15 protein-coding genes are annotated in these 14,710 nt (G+C 70.6%); 7 read left to right on the plus strand and 8 right to left on the minus strand.

Annotated elements, in window-relative coordinates; translation table 11 throughout:
• Window positions 1-6: 6 nt before the first annotated feature.
• Window positions 7-1,104, minus strand: a complete 1,098-nt coding sequence (locus tag WMF46_RS09345; protein WP_437985297.1) for a hypothetical protein — start codon at window positions 1,102-1,104, stop codon at window positions 7-9.
• A gap of 246 nt (window positions 1,105-1,350) precedes the next feature.
• Between WMF46_RS09345 and WMF46_RS09350 the strand changes: the two genes are divergently transcribed.
• Together WMF46_RS09350 and WMF46_RS09355 are read left to right on the plus strand one after the other, a co-directional pair.
• Window positions 1,351-1,869 carry a tRNA (cytidine(34)-2'-O)-methyltransferase gene (locus WMF46_RS09350; RefSeq protein WP_044968101.1) on the plus strand — a complete coding sequence of 173 codons (519 nt, stop codon included), beginning with the start codon at window positions 1,351-1,353 and terminating at the stop codon, window positions 1,867-1,869.
• Between the two features lie 122 nt (window positions 1,870-1,991).
• Complete coding sequence (locus WMF46_RS09355) at window positions 1,992-2,507, plus strand: hypothetical protein (RefSeq protein ID WP_437985298.1); 516 nt, start codon at window positions 1,992-1,994, stop codon at window positions 2,505-2,507.
• Window positions 2,508-2,618: 111 nt separating this feature from the next.
• On the opposite strand, the gene WMF46_RS09360 is transcribed toward WMF46_RS09355, so the two are convergent.
• The 3 genes from WMF46_RS09360 to WMF46_RS09370 form a co-directional block, all read right to left on the minus strand.
• Window positions 2,619-3,125 carry a CarD family transcriptional regulator gene (locus tag WMF46_RS09360; protein ID WP_012234339.1) on the minus strand — a complete coding sequence of 169 codons (507 nt, stop codon included), beginning with the start codon at window positions 3,123-3,125 and terminating at the stop codon, window positions 2,619-2,621.
• Between the two features lie 631 nt (window positions 3,126-3,756).
• Window positions 3,757-4,692: a Ppx/GppA phosphatase family protein gene (locus tag WMF46_RS09365; RefSeq protein WP_437985299.1), complete on the minus strand. Its 936-nt coding sequence runs from the start codon at window positions 4,690-4,692 to the stop codon at window positions 3,757-3,759.
• 10 nt (window positions 4,693-4,702) lie between these two features.
• Entirely contained in the window at window positions 4,703-5,527 is an 825-nt protein-coding gene (locus WMF46_RS09370; RefSeq protein WP_437985300.1) for an OmpA family protein, read from the minus strand.
• 481 nt (window positions 5,528-6,008) lie between these two features.
• Between WMF46_RS09370 and WMF46_RS09375 the strand changes: the two genes are divergently transcribed.
• Window positions 6,009-6,386, plus strand: coding sequence for a hypothetical protein (locus WMF46_RS09375; RefSeq protein WP_012234342.1), 378 nt, complete (start codon window positions 6,009-6,011; stop codon window positions 6,384-6,386).
• Between the two features lie 370 nt (window positions 6,387-6,756).
• Here WMF46_RS09375 and WMF46_RS09380 read toward each other — a convergent pair whose 3' ends face one another.
• Together WMF46_RS09380 and WMF46_RS09385 are read right to left on the minus strand one after the other, a co-directional pair.
• Window positions 6,757-8,367: a hypothetical protein gene (locus tag WMF46_RS09380; protein WP_437551195.1), complete on the minus strand. Its 1,611-nt coding sequence runs from the start codon at window positions 8,365-8,367 to the stop codon at window positions 6,757-6,759.
• 28 nt (window positions 8,368-8,395) lie between these two features.
• Window positions 8,396-9,061 (minus strand): AgmX/PglI C-terminal domain-containing protein, encoded by a 666-nt coding sequence (locus WMF46_RS09385; protein WP_437985301.1) that lies wholly within the window; start codon window positions 9,059-9,061, stop codon window positions 8,396-8,398.
• Window positions 9,062-9,156: 95 nt separating this feature from the next.
• On the opposite strand from WMF46_RS09385, the gene WMF46_RS09390 reads away from it, so the two are divergent.
• Window positions 9,157-9,621, plus strand: coding sequence for a hypothetical protein (locus WMF46_RS09390; RefSeq protein ID WP_437985302.1), 465 nt, complete (start codon window positions 9,157-9,159; stop codon window positions 9,619-9,621).
• 58 nt (window positions 9,622-9,679) lie between these two features.
• Here WMF46_RS09390 and WMF46_RS09395 read toward each other — a convergent pair whose 3' ends face one another.
• Window positions 9,680-10,381, minus strand: a complete 702-nt coding sequence (locus tag WMF46_RS09395) for an HNH endonuclease (protein ID WP_437977250.1) — start codon at window positions 10,379-10,381, stop codon at window positions 9,680-9,682.
• 284 nt (window positions 10,382-10,665) lie between these two features.
• Between WMF46_RS09395 and WMF46_RS09400 the strand changes: the two genes are divergently transcribed.
• The 3 genes from WMF46_RS09400 to coaD are packed head-to-tail and all read left to right on the plus strand — an operon-like array spanning window position 10,666 to window position 13,563.
• The gene (locus WMF46_RS09400) at window positions 10,666-11,562 is read left to right on the plus strand and encodes a 3'-5' exonuclease (protein ID WP_437985303.1); all 897 of its coding nucleotides are present in this window, start codon (window positions 10,666-10,668) and stop codon (window positions 11,560-11,562) included.
• Window positions 11,563-11,569: 7 nt separating this feature from the next.
• The gene (locus WMF46_RS09405) at window positions 11,570-13,060 is read left to right on the plus strand and encodes a tetratricopeptide repeat protein (protein WP_437985304.1); all 1,491 of its coding nucleotides are present in this window, start codon (window positions 11,570-11,572) and stop codon (window positions 13,058-13,060) included.
• 5 nt (window positions 13,061-13,065) lie between these two features.
• Window positions 13,066-13,563: a pantetheine-phosphate adenylyltransferase gene (gene coaD / locus WMF46_RS09410; protein WP_437985305.1), complete on the plus strand. Its 498-nt coding sequence runs from the start codon at window positions 13,066-13,068 to the stop codon at window positions 13,561-13,563.
• 12 nt (window positions 13,564-13,575) lie between these two features.
• Here coaD and WMF46_RS09415 read toward each other — a convergent pair whose 3' ends face one another.
• Window positions 13,576-14,610, minus strand: coding sequence for a site-2 protease family protein (locus tag WMF46_RS09415; RefSeq protein ID WP_437985306.1), 1,035 nt, complete (start codon window positions 14,608-14,610; stop codon window positions 13,576-13,578).
• Between the last annotated feature and the right edge of the window lie 100 nt (window positions 14,611-14,710).

Below are 14,710 nucleotides of genomic sequence, written 5' to 3' on the forward strand. Positions count from 1 at the left end.
CGGGTCTCAGAACATCGCGCCGAGATCGATCCCGAGGGTCCACTGCGACCCGAGCCCGGCGAACTTGTTCTCGCCGTCGATCTCGTTCGCCGCGCCCTGGTTCGCGTCCTCGGGGCTCACGATGTCGGTGATGAAGTGCGCGCCGAGCTTGACCATCTGGAACCGCAGCTGCGCGCCGAAATGGAGCCGGTGGCGGTTCATGCGCACGGCGTCGAACACCACGGTGTTGTTGAAGTCGGCCTGGGAGCCGCCCTCGCACACCGGCTGGCCGTCGTGGGGGAGCGGGTTGCCGTCCTGACCTTGCACCGGGTTGGCAGGCGAGTTCGCCCCTCGGAAGTTGCAGAAGTTCACGGCGTCGGTGTTCGGGGTGAGATCGATGAGCCCCGAGTCTCCGAAGATCCGGAGCCACTGGTAGCCGGCGTAGGGGGTGATCACGACCGTGCCGGCGATCGGCAGGGGCTTCGAGATCACTGCGTCGGCGCCGGCCACGGTCAGCTGGAACTCCTCGGTCCCGGTGACGCTCCGGACGCTGCCGCCGACGGCGAGCTCCGGGAGGATCGCGGGGAGCCCTCGGCGGAACCCCTCGAACAGCGACCAGCGCACGTCGGCGCCCGCGCTGACGAGGCTTGTGTTGGCGAGGAACCCGACGGCGCCGGTGAGCTCGAACCCGAACGGAAAACCCTTGCGGACCTTGAGGGAGTAGTGCTGCAGGAAGGAGTCCGGGCTCCGATTCTCGATGGAGAAGTTCTTGCTGGTCGGATCCTGCGGCCCCTGCGTGCCCTGCTTCCAATAGTCGGCGTCGCTGTCAATCTTCGTGTAGTTGGCCTCGATGCCGATCTCGAACCCGCCGTAGCCCGTGGTCCGCGCCGAGTGCATCGCCGACGGCGCCACCGCGAAGCCATACTGCGCGATGAGCTTGGCGAACGCAGCGTCGTCGGTTAGGCAGCGTTGATAACGCGAAGCGGGGTTGTAGTAGAGGCCACCCTCCGGCCCTGTGATGCGGCAGGGCACGGCGGCGCCGCCGAGGCTCGGCTCCGGGTCGCGCACGAGCCGCGCGAGCGCCGGATCCATGGCGTCGGCGGCCGCGAGCGAGGACGACGCCACTCCTGCGAGGGCAATAGCCGAAGCGATCCAGCACGATGCGCGCATTCCGTGTCTCCGAGGCGGGAGGCTACGTGTCCGCTCGTACAGCCGTCAAGCGAACAGAGGGGCCTCCGTCCGTTCGGTTCGCGTTTTCCGCGCGACCGCGTGGGCCGGCTATCTGTCGAGGCGGCGCTGGCGAGCCAGGCCGCGCGCGCGATCCCTCGCTCGGGGGTTGCGGCGCGCGGTCGCGTCGCGGAAAGAGAGGGCGTGCTCAACGATGGTCGCCCCCGGCTCCGTGCGGCGCCGCTCGATCCGCCGTTCCGGATCGTGCTGGTGGAGCCGGAGATCCCGCAGAACACAGGCAACATCGCGCGGCTCGCCGCTGCGACGCAGAGCCCCTTGCATCTGCTCGGGAGGCTGGGGTTCCGCATCGATGAGCGGAGTGTCCGCCGCGCGGGGCTTGACTACTGGCACCTGGTCACGCTCGAGCAGCAGCTCGACATCGCCCACTTTCGCCACCATCACCCGAACGCTCGGCTCCGCCTCTTCAGCGCGGTGGCTCCGCGGAGCTACCTCGACGCGGACTTCCGGCCAGGCGACGCGCTGGTGTTCGGCAAGGAGAGCGTAGGCCTCGACCCCGAGCTGCTCGCACGGATGCCGGACGACGTCTTCGGCATTCCCACGCTGGGTCCCGTGCGCTCCCTCAACCTGGCCAACGCGGTCTCCATCGTCCTGTACGAGGCGCTCCGCCAGGTGGGCGCGCTCGCCAGCGCCGCGCCGGGGTGACGGCGCGTGCGCGTAGGCGCGCCCAACATCCGGTAAGAGCGCGATCCGCCGCGACGTCACCCTGGGGGCGGCGGCCGCGCGCCGTGGACGTCGGCGGCGCGTCGTTCTAAGGAGAGGGCCGCATGGTCACGCACCGGCAACCCGCGCGACAGGACGCCCGACGGCCGGCCGCGCGCCTCGTCCGGGCAGGCGTGGCGGTCGCGCTCTCGGTCGTGGCGCTCGCCTCCGCCGGATGCAGCAGGCGGCCTCCGAGCGGCACGCCCGACGGCGCCGTCCGGGAGCTGGTCGCTCGCCTGCGCCAGCTGCACGGCGACCCGGCTGACGCCAAGGCCGCCTTCGAGCTCCTGTCGCGCCGCGCTCGGGACAACCTCGCGTCGCGCGCGCAGCGCTACAGCGCCGCGACCGGCAAGGCGATCGCGCCCGAGGCGATGATCACGCCGTCCCGCTTCCTCTTGCGCTTCGAGCCGCAGCGCTACACCGCCCAGGTCGCCGGCGCCCACGCCCTCGTGGACATCGCCGGCCTGCTCCCGGGAGAGCGCGTCCAGGTGCCCTGCGTCTACGAGGACGCGGGGTGGCGCGTCGATGTGGCGCTGCCCCCGCTCCCGCCCGTGCAGAAGCGACCGGGCAGCGATCTCTGAATGCGCCCGGACCGATGGTGCACGGCGTTTTCGGCCCACAAAAGCCCGGAGGCCGGCAGTGCCGGCCTCCATCGGCAGCGGCCGCAAGGCCGCTAACCATGAGGTAACGCCTTAGTTGGCGAGAAAGATCGCCTCGATCTCGGTCTTCACCTGCTCTTCCGTCTGACCTCGGGCGATCGCGATCTCCTTCACGATCAGCGTCCGGGCGGTGTCGAGCATGCGGCGCTCACCGAACGAGAGCTGCTTGTCCGTCTTCAAGCGATAGAGGTCGCGTAGCACCTCGGCGACATCGTAAATAGAACCCGTCTTGATCTTGTCCATGAAGCCGCGGTACCGACGGTTCCAGGTCTGGTTGTCGAACGCGATGGTACGCTCGCGGAGGATGTCGAAAATTTCCCGGATTTCCTGTTCAGAGATGACCTGGCGAAGGCCGACCGCGCTCGCGTTGCTGACTGGAACCATGATCTTTCGATCCGTGTCCAAGATGCGGAGAACATAGAATCGCTGACGGTTGCCAGCGATGTCCTTCTCCTCGATGTTGACCACCTCGGCCACGCCTTGGGCCGGGTAGACGGCTTTGTCGCCCACCTTGAACTGGATCTCCGAACGAGCCTGCATATCGTCTCCTTTGCCTTCCACCCCGCCGTCCTTTTAGTTTTTCGTCTGCCTCCCGAAATCCCTTCGAGGGGCGTACGCTGCACATGCGGTTGAACCTGGACCCGCAGAACCGACACACACCGTCACGCATTCCGAGAAAAATTCCGAGAAAAGAGCCATGAGCCGCCGCACGAGACCGCTGTGCGAGAAGCAGGAACGCGAGCACCCTCCATGACCCGCGAGAGGTCGGTGCTCTGGCGTGCACGGCGGAATCTTGACAAGCGGCGGTGGAAGCGGACGGTTGCGGGCGGAAGGGATTGAGGTTGGGGGAACGGCCCTCTTGAAAAAGGGCCGGTTTGCGCCAGGCGCGCGCACTCTAGTGAGCCAGCCGAGATAGGTCAACGAAAATCCCCGTGGGTGCGCCATCGTGGCGTGATCACTCTGGTTTTCCCTTGGGGTCGGGCGGGGTGACAGTGTATGCCGATGGAGGCATCGACGTGGGTGCGCGCCAGCTCACCCGCCTAGTTTAGGGCAGAGCGGGCCTCTCCGGGAGAGGTGGCGGACCTGACGTGGGTGAGATGACTCGAAAATGTGACGGACGCGACGGACCTCGGGCGCTACGTCCGTCCGGACTTCAAACGAGCCGGGGTGCTCAGGCGGCGCTGAGGCGTTCGGCGAGCCCCCAGCGTACGCCGCGATCCGAAGCGACGAGATCGACAGGAGCTCCGGCGAGCCGCGAGGCCCACGCGAGGATCTCCTCGATGAGCACGCTGCCCGCGACGATGACGTCCGCGCGCGCTGGATCCAGCGCGCGCAGCTGCCTGCGCGCGGCGAGCGTCAGGGAAGCGAGGCGGGACGTGACGTCCACGATCTCTGCCCCGGATACCCGCGCGCCATGCACGCGGGCGCCGTCGTAGGGGGCCACGTCGCGCACGAGCGCGGCGAGGGTCGTCACCGTGCCCGCGACGCCGACCAGGGTGGGCGCCGCGAGCTGGGGCATGGCTGGAAGCGTCGCCAGCGCCGCCCGGACGTCGGCGCGGACGGCCTCGAGGTCCGCGGTGGCCGGCGGATCCGTGCGCACGTGACGCTCGGTCAGGCGGACGCTCCCCACGTCGAGGCTCACCGCCTGCTCCACCGCGCCGTCGGCGCTGCCGACGATGATCTCCGTGCTGCCGCCGCCCACGTCGACAACGATCGTGGGACCGCGGGCCGGCAGGTCGAGCCCCGTCAGCGCGCCGGCGTACGTGAGCTCCGCCTCCTCCGGCCCGGAGATCACGCGCGGCGCGACGCCGATGAGCTCGCGGGCGCGGGCGATGAACGCCTCGCCGCCGGCGGCGTCGCGCATCGCGCTGGTGCCGACGGCGTCCACACGCTCGACCCCCCGGGACCGGAGCTCCTCCCCGTAGCGGGCGAGGCAGGCGAGCGTGCGCTCCACGGCCTCGGGCGCGAGCGCGCGCGCCGCGTCGACCCCCTGGCCGAGCCGGGTGATGGTCGCGCGCTCGACGAGCGCGACGAGCTCACCCCCGCGGCGCTCGGCGACGAGCAAGAGGACCGAGTTCGTGCCGATGTCGATGGCCGCGACGCTCATGCCCCGAGCCTTACTGGGTGAGCGTCTTCAGGTCGAGCATCTCCTCGACGTTCGGCAGCACCACGAGCTCGCAGCGCCGGTTGGCCTGCTTGTTCTCCGGGGTGTCGTTGGGCTTCACCGGGTCGGTGTCGCCGTAGCCGGAGGCGCTCCACCGCTCGGGCTTGAGGCCGCCGCCGGCCTTGTCCTCCGGCTGGAGCAGGAACGCCAGCACCTCGCGGGCGCGCATCACGCTGAGCCCCCAGTTGTCCTTGAAGCGGCCGCCGGCGAGCGGCGCGTTGTCCGTGTGCCCGGCGACCTGGAAGGAGCGCGCCGACAGGCCGGAGTCGTTGCGGATGACCTCGGCCACCTTGAGCAGGATGTCCTGACCCTCCTTCTTGAGCGTCTCCCGTCCCGAGTCGAAGAGGACGTCGCCGGGCAGCTGGATGACCATCCGGTTATTGCGGACGGTCACGCTGAGCCCGAGCTTGGTGAGGGCCTGGAGCTTGTCCCGCAGGACCTCGAAGCGCTTTTTGATGTCCTCGAGCTGCTGGGCACGGCGGCGGAAGTCCTCGAGCGCGCGCGCCTGCTGCTCGAGGTTCGCGTTCAGGTTGGAGATGTCCACGCCTGCTGCCTTGAGCTGGGACTTGAGCTGCTCGATCCGGGCCGCCGCCTCGTCGAGCTCGCTCTTGGCCTTCTTGTTCTGCGCCTGCTCGGCGCTCAGCTGGGTCTTCAGGCCCTCGATCTCGCGGATCTTCGCCTGCATCTCCTCCTCCGAATAGCCGCACCCGAGCGCCCCCGAGCCCGCAAGGAGCGTTGCGCCAAGCAACAACCACGACGTCGAGCGACGAACCAACATACCTTTCCTCCTAGAGCAGCGCGGCGCTCGGCCATGAGGGGCGCCGCGCAGGCGGCGCGACCGTAGCGAGGCGAATGGCGCCGCACAAGGCTCTCTAGAGCCTGCGCAACGCTGGAGCTCCGTGCGACCATGAGCGCTCCGGCGCCGTTTGCCGCGCCGTGCAGGCGCGCGATCGCCAGGAAGGAGCGCGAGGGGGCAATACAGACACCCGATCGATTGTCAATAAAAATCAGTCGTACGGTTCGGTCTGGTTGCTTCACCATGGCCTGCTCCGACGTTTACCCTCGCAACGCTTGCGGACCAGTTTGCCTGGAACACACGGGATACATCGGTTTAGGGCCTGCAAGATTTTCCTTGACCATCACCATGCGTGGCAATATACGTCGTGCAACATCTGTTGCCTCGGTAAGGAAACTGTAGCGGAGAGGACGTTTGGCGATGTCCGCCGTGCCGTGCCGGGGCGAATGCAGGAGGATTTCCAATGGCTGCTAAGAAGACCGCGAAGAAGCCTGCGAAGAAGGTGACGAAGTCGGCCAAGAAGCCGGCCGCCGCGAAGGCCGGGAAGGTCGCGAAGAAGCCGGCGCGGAAGGCAGCGAAGAAGGCCGCCCCGAAGCGCGCCGCCGCCAAGAAGACCCCGAAGCGCGCCGCCGCCAAGAAGCCGGCCGCGAAGAAGGCCGCTCCGAAGCGCAAGGCGAAGGCCGCCGGCAAGCGGGCGGCTGCGCCGAAGAAGGCGGCCGCTCCTCGAGGACGCGCCGCCGCCAAGCGCGCGCCGGCCAAGGGCGCGAGCACCCGCGGCGCGCGCAAGAGCACGCCTGCTCCTGCTCCTGCGAGCACCGGCCCGTCCGACGAGTCGGAATAAGGCGACACGGGAGCGCCTCGGGTCTTCCAACAGAACGAGGCGCAGCGAGCCGACCCGCCGGTTGCGACCAGATAATCCGTCTTACAAGATCATCGGGGGGTGAGGACGGCGCGGATCCGGACGCGCCGGTCCAGGCCGGAGGCGCGCGCGGGTGGACGATGTCCCCGCGACGGCGCCGCCGCCTGCGGCCGAGGTGGCCGGCATCGGCGTGCGGCGCGCTGCGCCTGTTCGCCGGGGTGCCGGAGCGGCGAGGGGGGCGCGTGCGCCCCGCTCAGCGACGGCGGACTGCGGGAGGCTTCCAGGATCTGCGAGCGGCGCTCGTGCCCTCGGTGCGCTCTGAGGATGCGGCGGAGCGGCCCGCGAGGGGCGCTCAGGTGCGCTCGCCGAGGTAGAGCCGGAGAGCGCGCGCGGCGCCCTTGCGATCGAACGGGACGCCGGCGAGGTCCTCGCGCTTCGAGATCTGCTCGAACAGCTTCATCAGGAACTCGAAGAACGCCTCGCACTCGCGGATGGCGGCGTCGAGCCGCTGCGGATCGAGGAGGTCGCTCTCCTCGAGCGCCGTCATCGCGGAGACGAACGCGTCGACGTGGGGGTAGTCGCCCACCCGGAGCAGCGGGTAGCCCATCGCCCGGAAATACGAGAGAAACTCGCGCACGAACGCGAAGCTCGCGATGCCGGTCCATCGATCGGGCGCCGGGCCGGTGTGGCGCGCCTTGCTCGCGAACGCGCGCGCGATCTGCGCGAACATCCACACGTCGCGTCGGAGGCGATCGCTGGTCGCGCGCCGCGCGGCCTGATCGTCGAAGACGCGGCCCTCCTCGAGCTTCGCGCCGAGCGACCTGCCGAGGAACAGGATCGCGTTCTGCAGCGCGGGGCGGAGGCCGTGCGAGACGGCGCGGAGGCGGACCCGGTACTCGGACTCGCTCACCAGCGCGTCGGCGGGCGGGAGGTCGTGCTCGAAGGCGCGGCGCATCTCGAGCCGCAGGTTCGCGGCGAGCCCGGTCAGCGCGGCCTTCGTGGAGAGGAGGCGGTGCCCCTCGGCGGCGAGCTCGTCGTGGCGCGCGACGATGTCGCTCGCGGGCACGCGCAGCAGATCGCGCTCGAAGCTGTCCGCGAGCAGCGCGCCCGCCCGGCGCCGGAGGTAGTTCGAGAGCGCGCGGGCGTCGCTGCGCAGGACCGCGAGCACGAGGTACCCGCGCCCCGCCACGCGGTGATCCGAGTGATCGAGCGCGATGGCGTCGAGCAGGCGGAGGTACCTGAGCATCCTGAACAGCGCGAGGAACGTGAGCGCCACGAGCCGGTGCGCCTGCTCGCCGGGCACGCGGTGGATGAGCTCGAGCACCTGCGTCGACGGGATGCGATCGAACTCCGGGCGAAACTCGAGCGCGTGGAGAGGGTTGAAGAACGTGCTCTGGGCGATCTCGCGCATCGCCGTCGCGAGGTGGGCGTAGAAGAGCCTGAAGCTGACCCTCGGCAGCCGGAGCAGCCCGCCCGCGACCTCGATGAGGTTCGTGAAGCCGTGCCGAAGCACGAAGAGGCTCGACTCCGGCGACTCCTGCGCCATCGTCGCGTGGAGGAGGCGCGTGCGCGCCGTGTCCTCCGGGAGCACCGTCTCCAGGTAGCGCTGGAAGACGAAGGCGCGATCGCGATCGCCGAGCATGGTGCGCGTCAGCTGGACCACGCGCGCCATGCCGTCGCGGGCGTGCTGGAGGTGCTCGCGGAAATCGTGGCTGACGATCGTCTGGCGCCGCCCGGCGCCCGGGTGGTTCCGCGGGTTCGCGAAGCAGGCGACGCCCTTCAGGAGGATCTCGAGCTCGAAGAGCGTCTCGTCCTTCTTGTCGGCCGCGAGGCGCGCGAACCACGCCTCGCGCGCTTGCTGCTGCTCCCGCCTCAGGCCGCGCGTGTCGCGGAGCAGCTCGGCGTAGGCGTTGCGGCCGGGGTGGCCCGAGCCGCGCAGGATCCCCGAAGCGTCGCTCGACACTGACGTGCTCCTCCCAGGCGGCGCGCTGCTAGTAGTTGCGTCGCTTGAAGTCGAAGGGGTAGGTCAGCACGGTCTCCTTGCCGCTCGGCGAGCGCGCCCAGGTGATCGACTTCGCGAGCTCCTCCATGCAGGACTCGACCTGCGGCGCCGTCACGTCGCTCTTGTCGCGCACGATGCTCGCCTCCTCGAACGTCCCGTCGGGCTTCAGCTTGAGCTGCCACGTGATCCTGCCCTGCGCGCCCGGGTGCTTGCGGGCGTAGAGATCGAAGCAGCAGCGGAAGCCGTCGCGCCTCGCCTTGATCGCGTCGACGAGCGGCTGCAGGCGATCGCTCGATCCGGCGTCGGCGGAGGTCGTCGCGTTGTTCATCACGACCCCGCCGTCCGGCGGATCGTTCGTGATCTCGGAGGCGATGACCTTGCAGTCCTCGACCGTCTCGGGGGCCTTCTTGCGGCTCGCAGGCCGGTCCGGATGCGCGGGCGCGGCGGCGCCCGGGTCCGCGGCGCCAGCGGCCGTGGCGCCCGGGTCCGCGGCGCCAGGGGACGTCGGCTGCGAGGCAGGCGGCGGTGAAGCGCCGAGCGGCGCGCTGTCAGGCGGCGAAGGCGGCGGCGCGGCGCCGCTCGAGCAGGCCGCGAACAGGGCCGCGGCGAGGAGGACTCCGGTGAACACGGCGCTGGCGGTGGCGCAGGGACGCATGGCGCGCATACTAAACGGTTCGGCTGAGCGGAGGCGAGGCGCCTTGCGTTTTTCTCCCCCCGCGCCGGCAATCCGAGCTCTCCTCGACGGCCGTCTTGAAGATCCCGCTGTGCTTCATCGCGGCCGCCGCCGTCGCCGCCCTCGCGCCGGCAGGCTGCGATCCCATCGCGGAGCCGCAGCTGTGCGGCCAGATCCCCCAGGGAGGGTGCCCGGTCGGTCGGGGGGGCACCTGCGACGATGCCGCGTGTCGTGCGCTCTACGACTGCCTCGAGGGGGCCTGGACGGAGGCCGCGAGCTGCGATTCCGCCGGTGAGCCTGCCGGGGACGGGGGCGCGGGTGGCGGCCCCGGCGCGTGCGAGGTCGTGACGCTCGATCGCAGCGGCGAGGCCGCGGGCTGCTCGCCCGCCCTGCAGCAGCCGGACTGCCCGGCGGATGCCGCGGAGACCTGCGTGGACACCGCGTGCTGGACCGGCTGCGTCGACTTCTTCCTCTGCACCGAGGAGGGGTGGAGAGCGATCGCCTACTGCGACGAGCAAGGGCGAGTGACCGTGGCGCCGTGAACGATCGGCTCGTCGGCGCCTGCCTTCGGCGCCGAGGAGAGACCCACGGGGGAGCCCGTCAGCCGGCCCTCAGGAAGGGGCTCCACTCGTCGAACGAATGCGGCAAGCCGATCAGGATCTGCATCGTCGCTGACCACCGGGGCGGCAGAGGCTGGCGGATGAGCCGCATGCTGGCCTCGTCCGGCGTGCGCCAGCCCTTGCGGAGGTTGCACGTGCGGCACGCGGTCACGAGGTTCTCCCAGGTGTCCTCGCCGCCGCGCGACCGGGGGAGCACGTGGTCGATGTTGAGATCGCGGACGGGCGGGCGGCGCGCACAGTATTGGCACTGGTGCGTGTCGCGGAGCATCACGTTCTTCCGCGTCAGCCGGATCGTCGGGCGCCGCATGCGGTCGTACCGGCGGAGGTGGAGAACGCGCGGCACGCGGAGCGAGCCGCCGACCACGGGGAGGCCATCGTCCTTCTCGCGCACCGGCAAGCTCCGCCACGCCGAGAAATCGTGGAGATCGCCGACCTCGTCGACGGCGAGGGCAGCCCCGCCGAAGAGCAGCAGGAAAGCGCGACGCGCGGTCGTGATCTGCACAGGTTGGAAGAAGCGGTTCACCACGAGGACCGGGAGATCGAGCGGCTCGGTCCTACGCTCGCAGCGGAACCCCGAAAAACCGTCGCCGAGATCGAGCTCCTCGTGAGGAGAGCCCCCCGGGACTGTAGCTACCCCGTCCGGCACGCTGGGCAGTGTAGCAACGAAAGCTCCGGTGAACATCCGGCGCTGCAGGGCGGCGTTTCTGCTGGATCTCTGCCATTGCCGTGCGGCGGATCCGGCGCGACGCCGCGCCCTGCGCCGTCAGGGCATCGCCTCGGACCCCCCGCGCCCGCCCTGTCGAAGCTCGGGCTGCGCGCCGGAGCCCGGACGTCACGGGCCGGGCGCGCCGCGCTCGACGCTCCGCGCGGAGCGCTTTCGATCGGGCGCCGTATTCGCTAAGACGCGTCCATGTCGAGGGACGGTCGTCTCCTGGGTCGAGCCGCCGTGGTGGGGAAGCAGGTCGGATGACGGAGCAGCGCGAAGGGGTGGGGCCCGAGCGGGCGACCGGCGCGGAGCCCCCTGCCGGCTCGCCCTGGGATGATCCGATCGAGAGCGCGCCGCTCGTGTTCCTCGATCTCGAGATGACGGGCCTCCGCCCCGAGAGCGATCGCGTGATCGAGGTCTGCGCCGAGCGGACGCGGGGGGATGCGTGCGAGGACGCGATCACGTCGCTCGTGCGGCCCGAGCCGGGCGTGTTCGGCAACGCGCACGTGCACGGCATCGATCCGCGGGAGCTCGCGAGCGCGCCCACGTTCGCCGAGCTCTGCGATCGCATCGACCAGGTCACGGAGGGCGCGGTGCTCGTCGCGCACGCGGCCGCATGGGACGTGGCGTTCCTCGAGGCCGAGTTTGCGCGGGCGGGCAGGGCGAGGCGCCTCCCGTACTGCCTCGACACGCTCGTCCTCTCCCGCCGGGCCTTCGCCCTGCCGAGCCACAGCCTCGCCTCCCTCTGCAGGGAGCTCGGCGTGCACCGCGAGCGCGCTCACCGCGCCGAAGACGACGTCCATGCCCTGCGCGCCGTGTTCCGCAAGATCGTGGAGGTCCTCGCGCCGCGGACGCCGCGCGACCTGTGGCACGTCCGGATCGGCGAGCGCCACGCCCGCCCGGCGCTGGTGGCAGCGGCGGTGCGCGCGGCCGAGCATGCCGCCATCGTGCGCGTGAGGTACCGTCCGGCGCGCCGGGGGCCGGAGGAGCTCGTCGTGTGCGTAACGGGGGTGCGAACGGACCTCGACCCACCCCGGGTTCTCGGCTATCTGCTCCCGTCGCGCAGCCGTCGCGAGCTACGGGCCGATCGCATCCTGGCGATCGAGCCGATTTCGCCGGGAGAGCTCGGGCCGGACGGTGTGCCGCAAAGGGCCTGAGATCCACGTGCGAATCCACTCGAACCGAACCTCGCCGACGAGAAGCTCCCTCGCCGTCCGCCTCGGCGGCCTCCTGACCGCGACCTTCCTCGCCTCGTGCTCGAGCATGATCGGCCCGGAGTCCGCCCGCCCGCCGGCGGCCGAGAAATGGCTCGCCCGCGCTCGACAGGAGTTCCAGTCCGCCGACGTCGAGAACGCGCGCGATGCGGTCTCGAGGGCGCTGACGATCGTCCCGACCGACACCGAGGCCCGGCTGCTCGCGGGGCGCATCGCGCTGGCCCGGCTCGATTACGCCGAGGCGCTGCGCCTCCTCAAGGGCGTCGCCGGCTCCGAGGCCGCAGGGCTCCGCGGGCGCGCGCTCTGGTACAAGGGCGATCTCGACGCCGCCGCCGACGAGCTCGAGGCGATGCTCGACGATCCCGATATCGTCGACGAGTGGGCGAAGTCGATCGCCAAGCTGGCGAGGCGCGGCGCGGGGCGCGCGCCGTTCACGGTCTCGGGCGCGCTCCTCGCGGCGATCGAGATGCAGCACGTCAGCCCCGCGGCCCCGTTCTTCGTCGTCCCGCTCGAGATCGACGGCGAGTCGGCGCTCGCGATGGTGTCGACCGGCACGGGCGAGGTGGTCCTCGACAGCAGCACGCGCAAGGAGCCGAGCTGGGTCTCCCTCCGCTTCGGCAAGAAGCTCGAGATCAACGACGTGCCCGCCCTCACGCAGGACCTGTCGGGCGTCTCGAAGCAGATCGGCGCGCCGGTCAAGGCGCTGCTCGGGGTGAACCTGCTCCGCCGCCTCAACGCGACCATCGACTACAGCGGCTGGCAGTTCGTCGTGCGCAGCTTCTCCCCGCCGGCGCCGCCCGACGCGACGCGCGTCGACGTCGCCTTCATCAAGGGCGGCGGCATGGTGCTGCGGAGCAGCCTCGGCCCCGACAAGTCGGTGCAGGGGCCGCTGCTCATCGACACGTCGATGACGTTCCCGATCGCGCTCGACAAGGAAGGCTGGAAGAAAGCCGGCTTCGAGGCCGATGGGTTGAAGCGGGTCGAGCAGGATCCGGAGCAGAAGCTGAAGCAGGGCGTCGTGCCGATGCTGCGGCTGGGCGCGCTGGAGATCCCCAAGGTCCCGGGCGTGTACGGGGCGCCGCTCCAGGCGGTCGAGAAGCAGCTCCAGCTCGATCTGGACGGCGTGATCGGGGCAGGGCTGCTCGCCTACTTCCGCGTCACCTTCGGCGACGGCGGTCGGCTCATGTGGATCGAGGACGACACCGCGGTGAACAAGGTGCTCCGGGGCAGCGCGCCGGCGCCCGTCAACGAAGGGCAGGCTCCCGCCGCGCCGCCAGCAGAGGGCGCCGGTCCAGCAGGCGCGCCCGGCTCACCTGCGCCCCAGGGGCCCGCGCTCCAGCCGCTGACCCCCCCCGCGGCCGCTCCGAAGTCGGCTCCGCCTGCGGCCGCTCCGAAGTCGGCGCCGCCCGCGGGCGCTCCCAAGCGGACGCCGGACCAGTGAGCGCGATGTCCAAGGATCTGTTGGCAGTTTACGCGGGGAGCTTCGATCCGATCACGTTCGGTCACCTCGATCTGATCCAGCGGGCGTCGAAGCTGTTCGGTGAGGTGATCATCGCCGTCGGCCGGCATCCGACGAAGCACCCGCTGTTCACGTACTCGGAGCGGCTGGAGCTGCTGCGCCAGACCACGAGCGAGGTGACGAACGCGCGGATCGACTCGTTCGAGGGGCTCCTCATCCAGTACTGCCAGCGCGTCGGCGCGCGGGTGATCGTCCGCGGCCTGCGCGCGGCGACCGACTTCGAGTACGAGCTGCAGATCGCCCACGCGAACGCGGACATGCTCCCCGGTGTCGATACCGTCTTCTTGCCGACGCGCACCCACTACGGCTTCGTCTCCGCGTCGCTCGTGCGCGAGATCGCGAGCCACGGCGGCGATGTCAGCCACTACGCGCCCGCCGCCGTCTGCGACGCGCTCCGGGCGAAGTTTGGCGCCTCGAAACCCTGAGCGCCCGCGCGCTCAGTAGGTGCCGAACGGGGTCGGCATCAGCAGCAGCACGAACAGGAGCAGCGTCACCACCGCGATCACCTTGCGCGCCGGCGACAGCTCGCCGGCCTCCGTGGGAGGGTGCTCTCGCCCACCGACGTGCAACATCAGGTGGACCAGGCCGAACCACGTGAGCCAAGGCATCCCGTTCGCGACCGCGGAGATGAGCGCGTCGGACAGCCCCTCCGCGATGAAGTGCCGCGTGAAATAGGCGACGTTGCCGACGAAGAGCGCGAGCATCAGGAAGTGCGCGGCGCGGCTGTAGCGGTCCTGCTCTTTGCCGAACAACGCGTACGCGACGTGCCCTCCGTCGAGCTGGCCGACGGGGAAGAGGTTGAACGCCGTGATGAGCAGCCCGGCCCACCCCGCCATCGCCGTGGGGCCGAGGAAGACGTCATGGGTCTCTGGGATCGGGCCGACCGCGAGCCGCCTCAGCAGGAGATACAGGAGGCTGCGCCCCTCCTGCAGCGCAGGTCCGGAGCTCGCGTGCACCTCCGAGTGCATGAGGCCCACGAAGAGGACGGGGAGCGCCACCGCGAGGCCGGCCAGCGGGCCGGAGGCGCCGATGTCGAGCAGGGCGTTCCGCGACTTGATCCTGCCCTTCATCGAGATCACCGCACCCATCGTGCCGAGCGGGCTCACCACAGGGAGCGGGATGAAGTAGGGGAGCGACGCCTCCACCCCGTGCGCGCGCGCCGCGAAGTAGTGCCCGAACTCGTGCGCCAGCAGGATCGACAGGAACGGCACCGCGAACGGCCACGTCTGCGGCAGCGCCTTCACGAACGAGAGCGCGCTGTCGTCGTCCGGCGTGATCGGGGCCCAGAGGGTGCCGGCGACGAACACCGAGACGACCGTCAGGCAGAAGAGCGCGAGGTTCTTCTGCCATCGCAGCGGGGGCGGGTGCGAAGCGGCTGCTGCGCTCGGCTCTGCGGAGCTCGTCGCCGCAGGCGCCAGCTCGGCGTCGAGGTCGAGCGTGCTCGGGGTGGAGGATCGACGGTCGTCGGTCATGCGGCGCCTAGCGTGGCCGCCTCCTCGTCGCCGCTCAAGCGATCCACGCGCGCCTGCGCTCAGGGAGGGCAGCTCGACGCGCTCCAGGGGCGCACGCCGC

Source organism: Sorangium sp. So ce117 (assembly GCF_051524395.1).
Classification (GTDB): Bacteria; Myxococcota_A; Polyangia; order Polyangiales; family Polyangiaceae; genus Sorangium; species Sorangium cellulosum_B.

Coding starts and splice junctions, on each gene's coding strand:
- WMF46_RS09385 (WP_437985301.1), bottom strand. CDS start 9,061: ATGCGTCCCTGCGCCACCGCCAGCGCCGTGTTCACCGGAGTCCTCCTC.
- WMF46_RS09375 (WP_012234342.1), top strand. CDS start 6,009: ATGGCTGCTAAGAAGACCGCGAAGAAGCCTGCGAAGAAGGTGACGAAG.
- WMF46_RS09370 (WP_437985300.1), bottom strand. CDS start 5,527: ATGTTGGTTCGTCGCTCGACGTCGTGGTTGTTGCTTGGCGCAACGCTC.
- WMF46_RS09355 (WP_437985298.1), top strand. CDS start 1,992: ATGGTCACGCACCGGCAACCCGCGCGACAGGACGCCCGACGGCCGGCC.
- coaD (WP_437985305.1), top strand. CDS start 13,066: ATGTCCAAGGATCTGTTGGCAGTTTACGCGGGGAGCTTCGATCCGATC.
- WMF46_RS09365 (WP_437985299.1), bottom strand. CDS start 4,692: ATGAGCGTCGCGGCCATCGACATCGGCACGAACTCGGTCCTCTTGCTC.
- WMF46_RS09415 (WP_437985306.1), bottom strand. CDS start 14,610: ATGACCGACGACCGTCGATCCTCCACCCCGAGCACGCTCGACCTCGAC.
- WMF46_RS09360 (WP_012234339.1), bottom strand. CDS start 3,125: ATGCAGGCTCGTTCGGAGATCCAGTTCAAGGTGGGCGACAAAGCCGTC.
- WMF46_RS09395 (WP_437977250.1), bottom strand. CDS start 10,381: ATGTTCACCGGAGCTTTCGTTGCTACACTGCCCAGCGTGCCGGACGGG.
- WMF46_RS09400 (WP_437985303.1), top strand. CDS start 10,666: ATGACGGAGCAGCGCGAAGGGGTGGGGCCCGAGCGGGCGACCGGCGCG.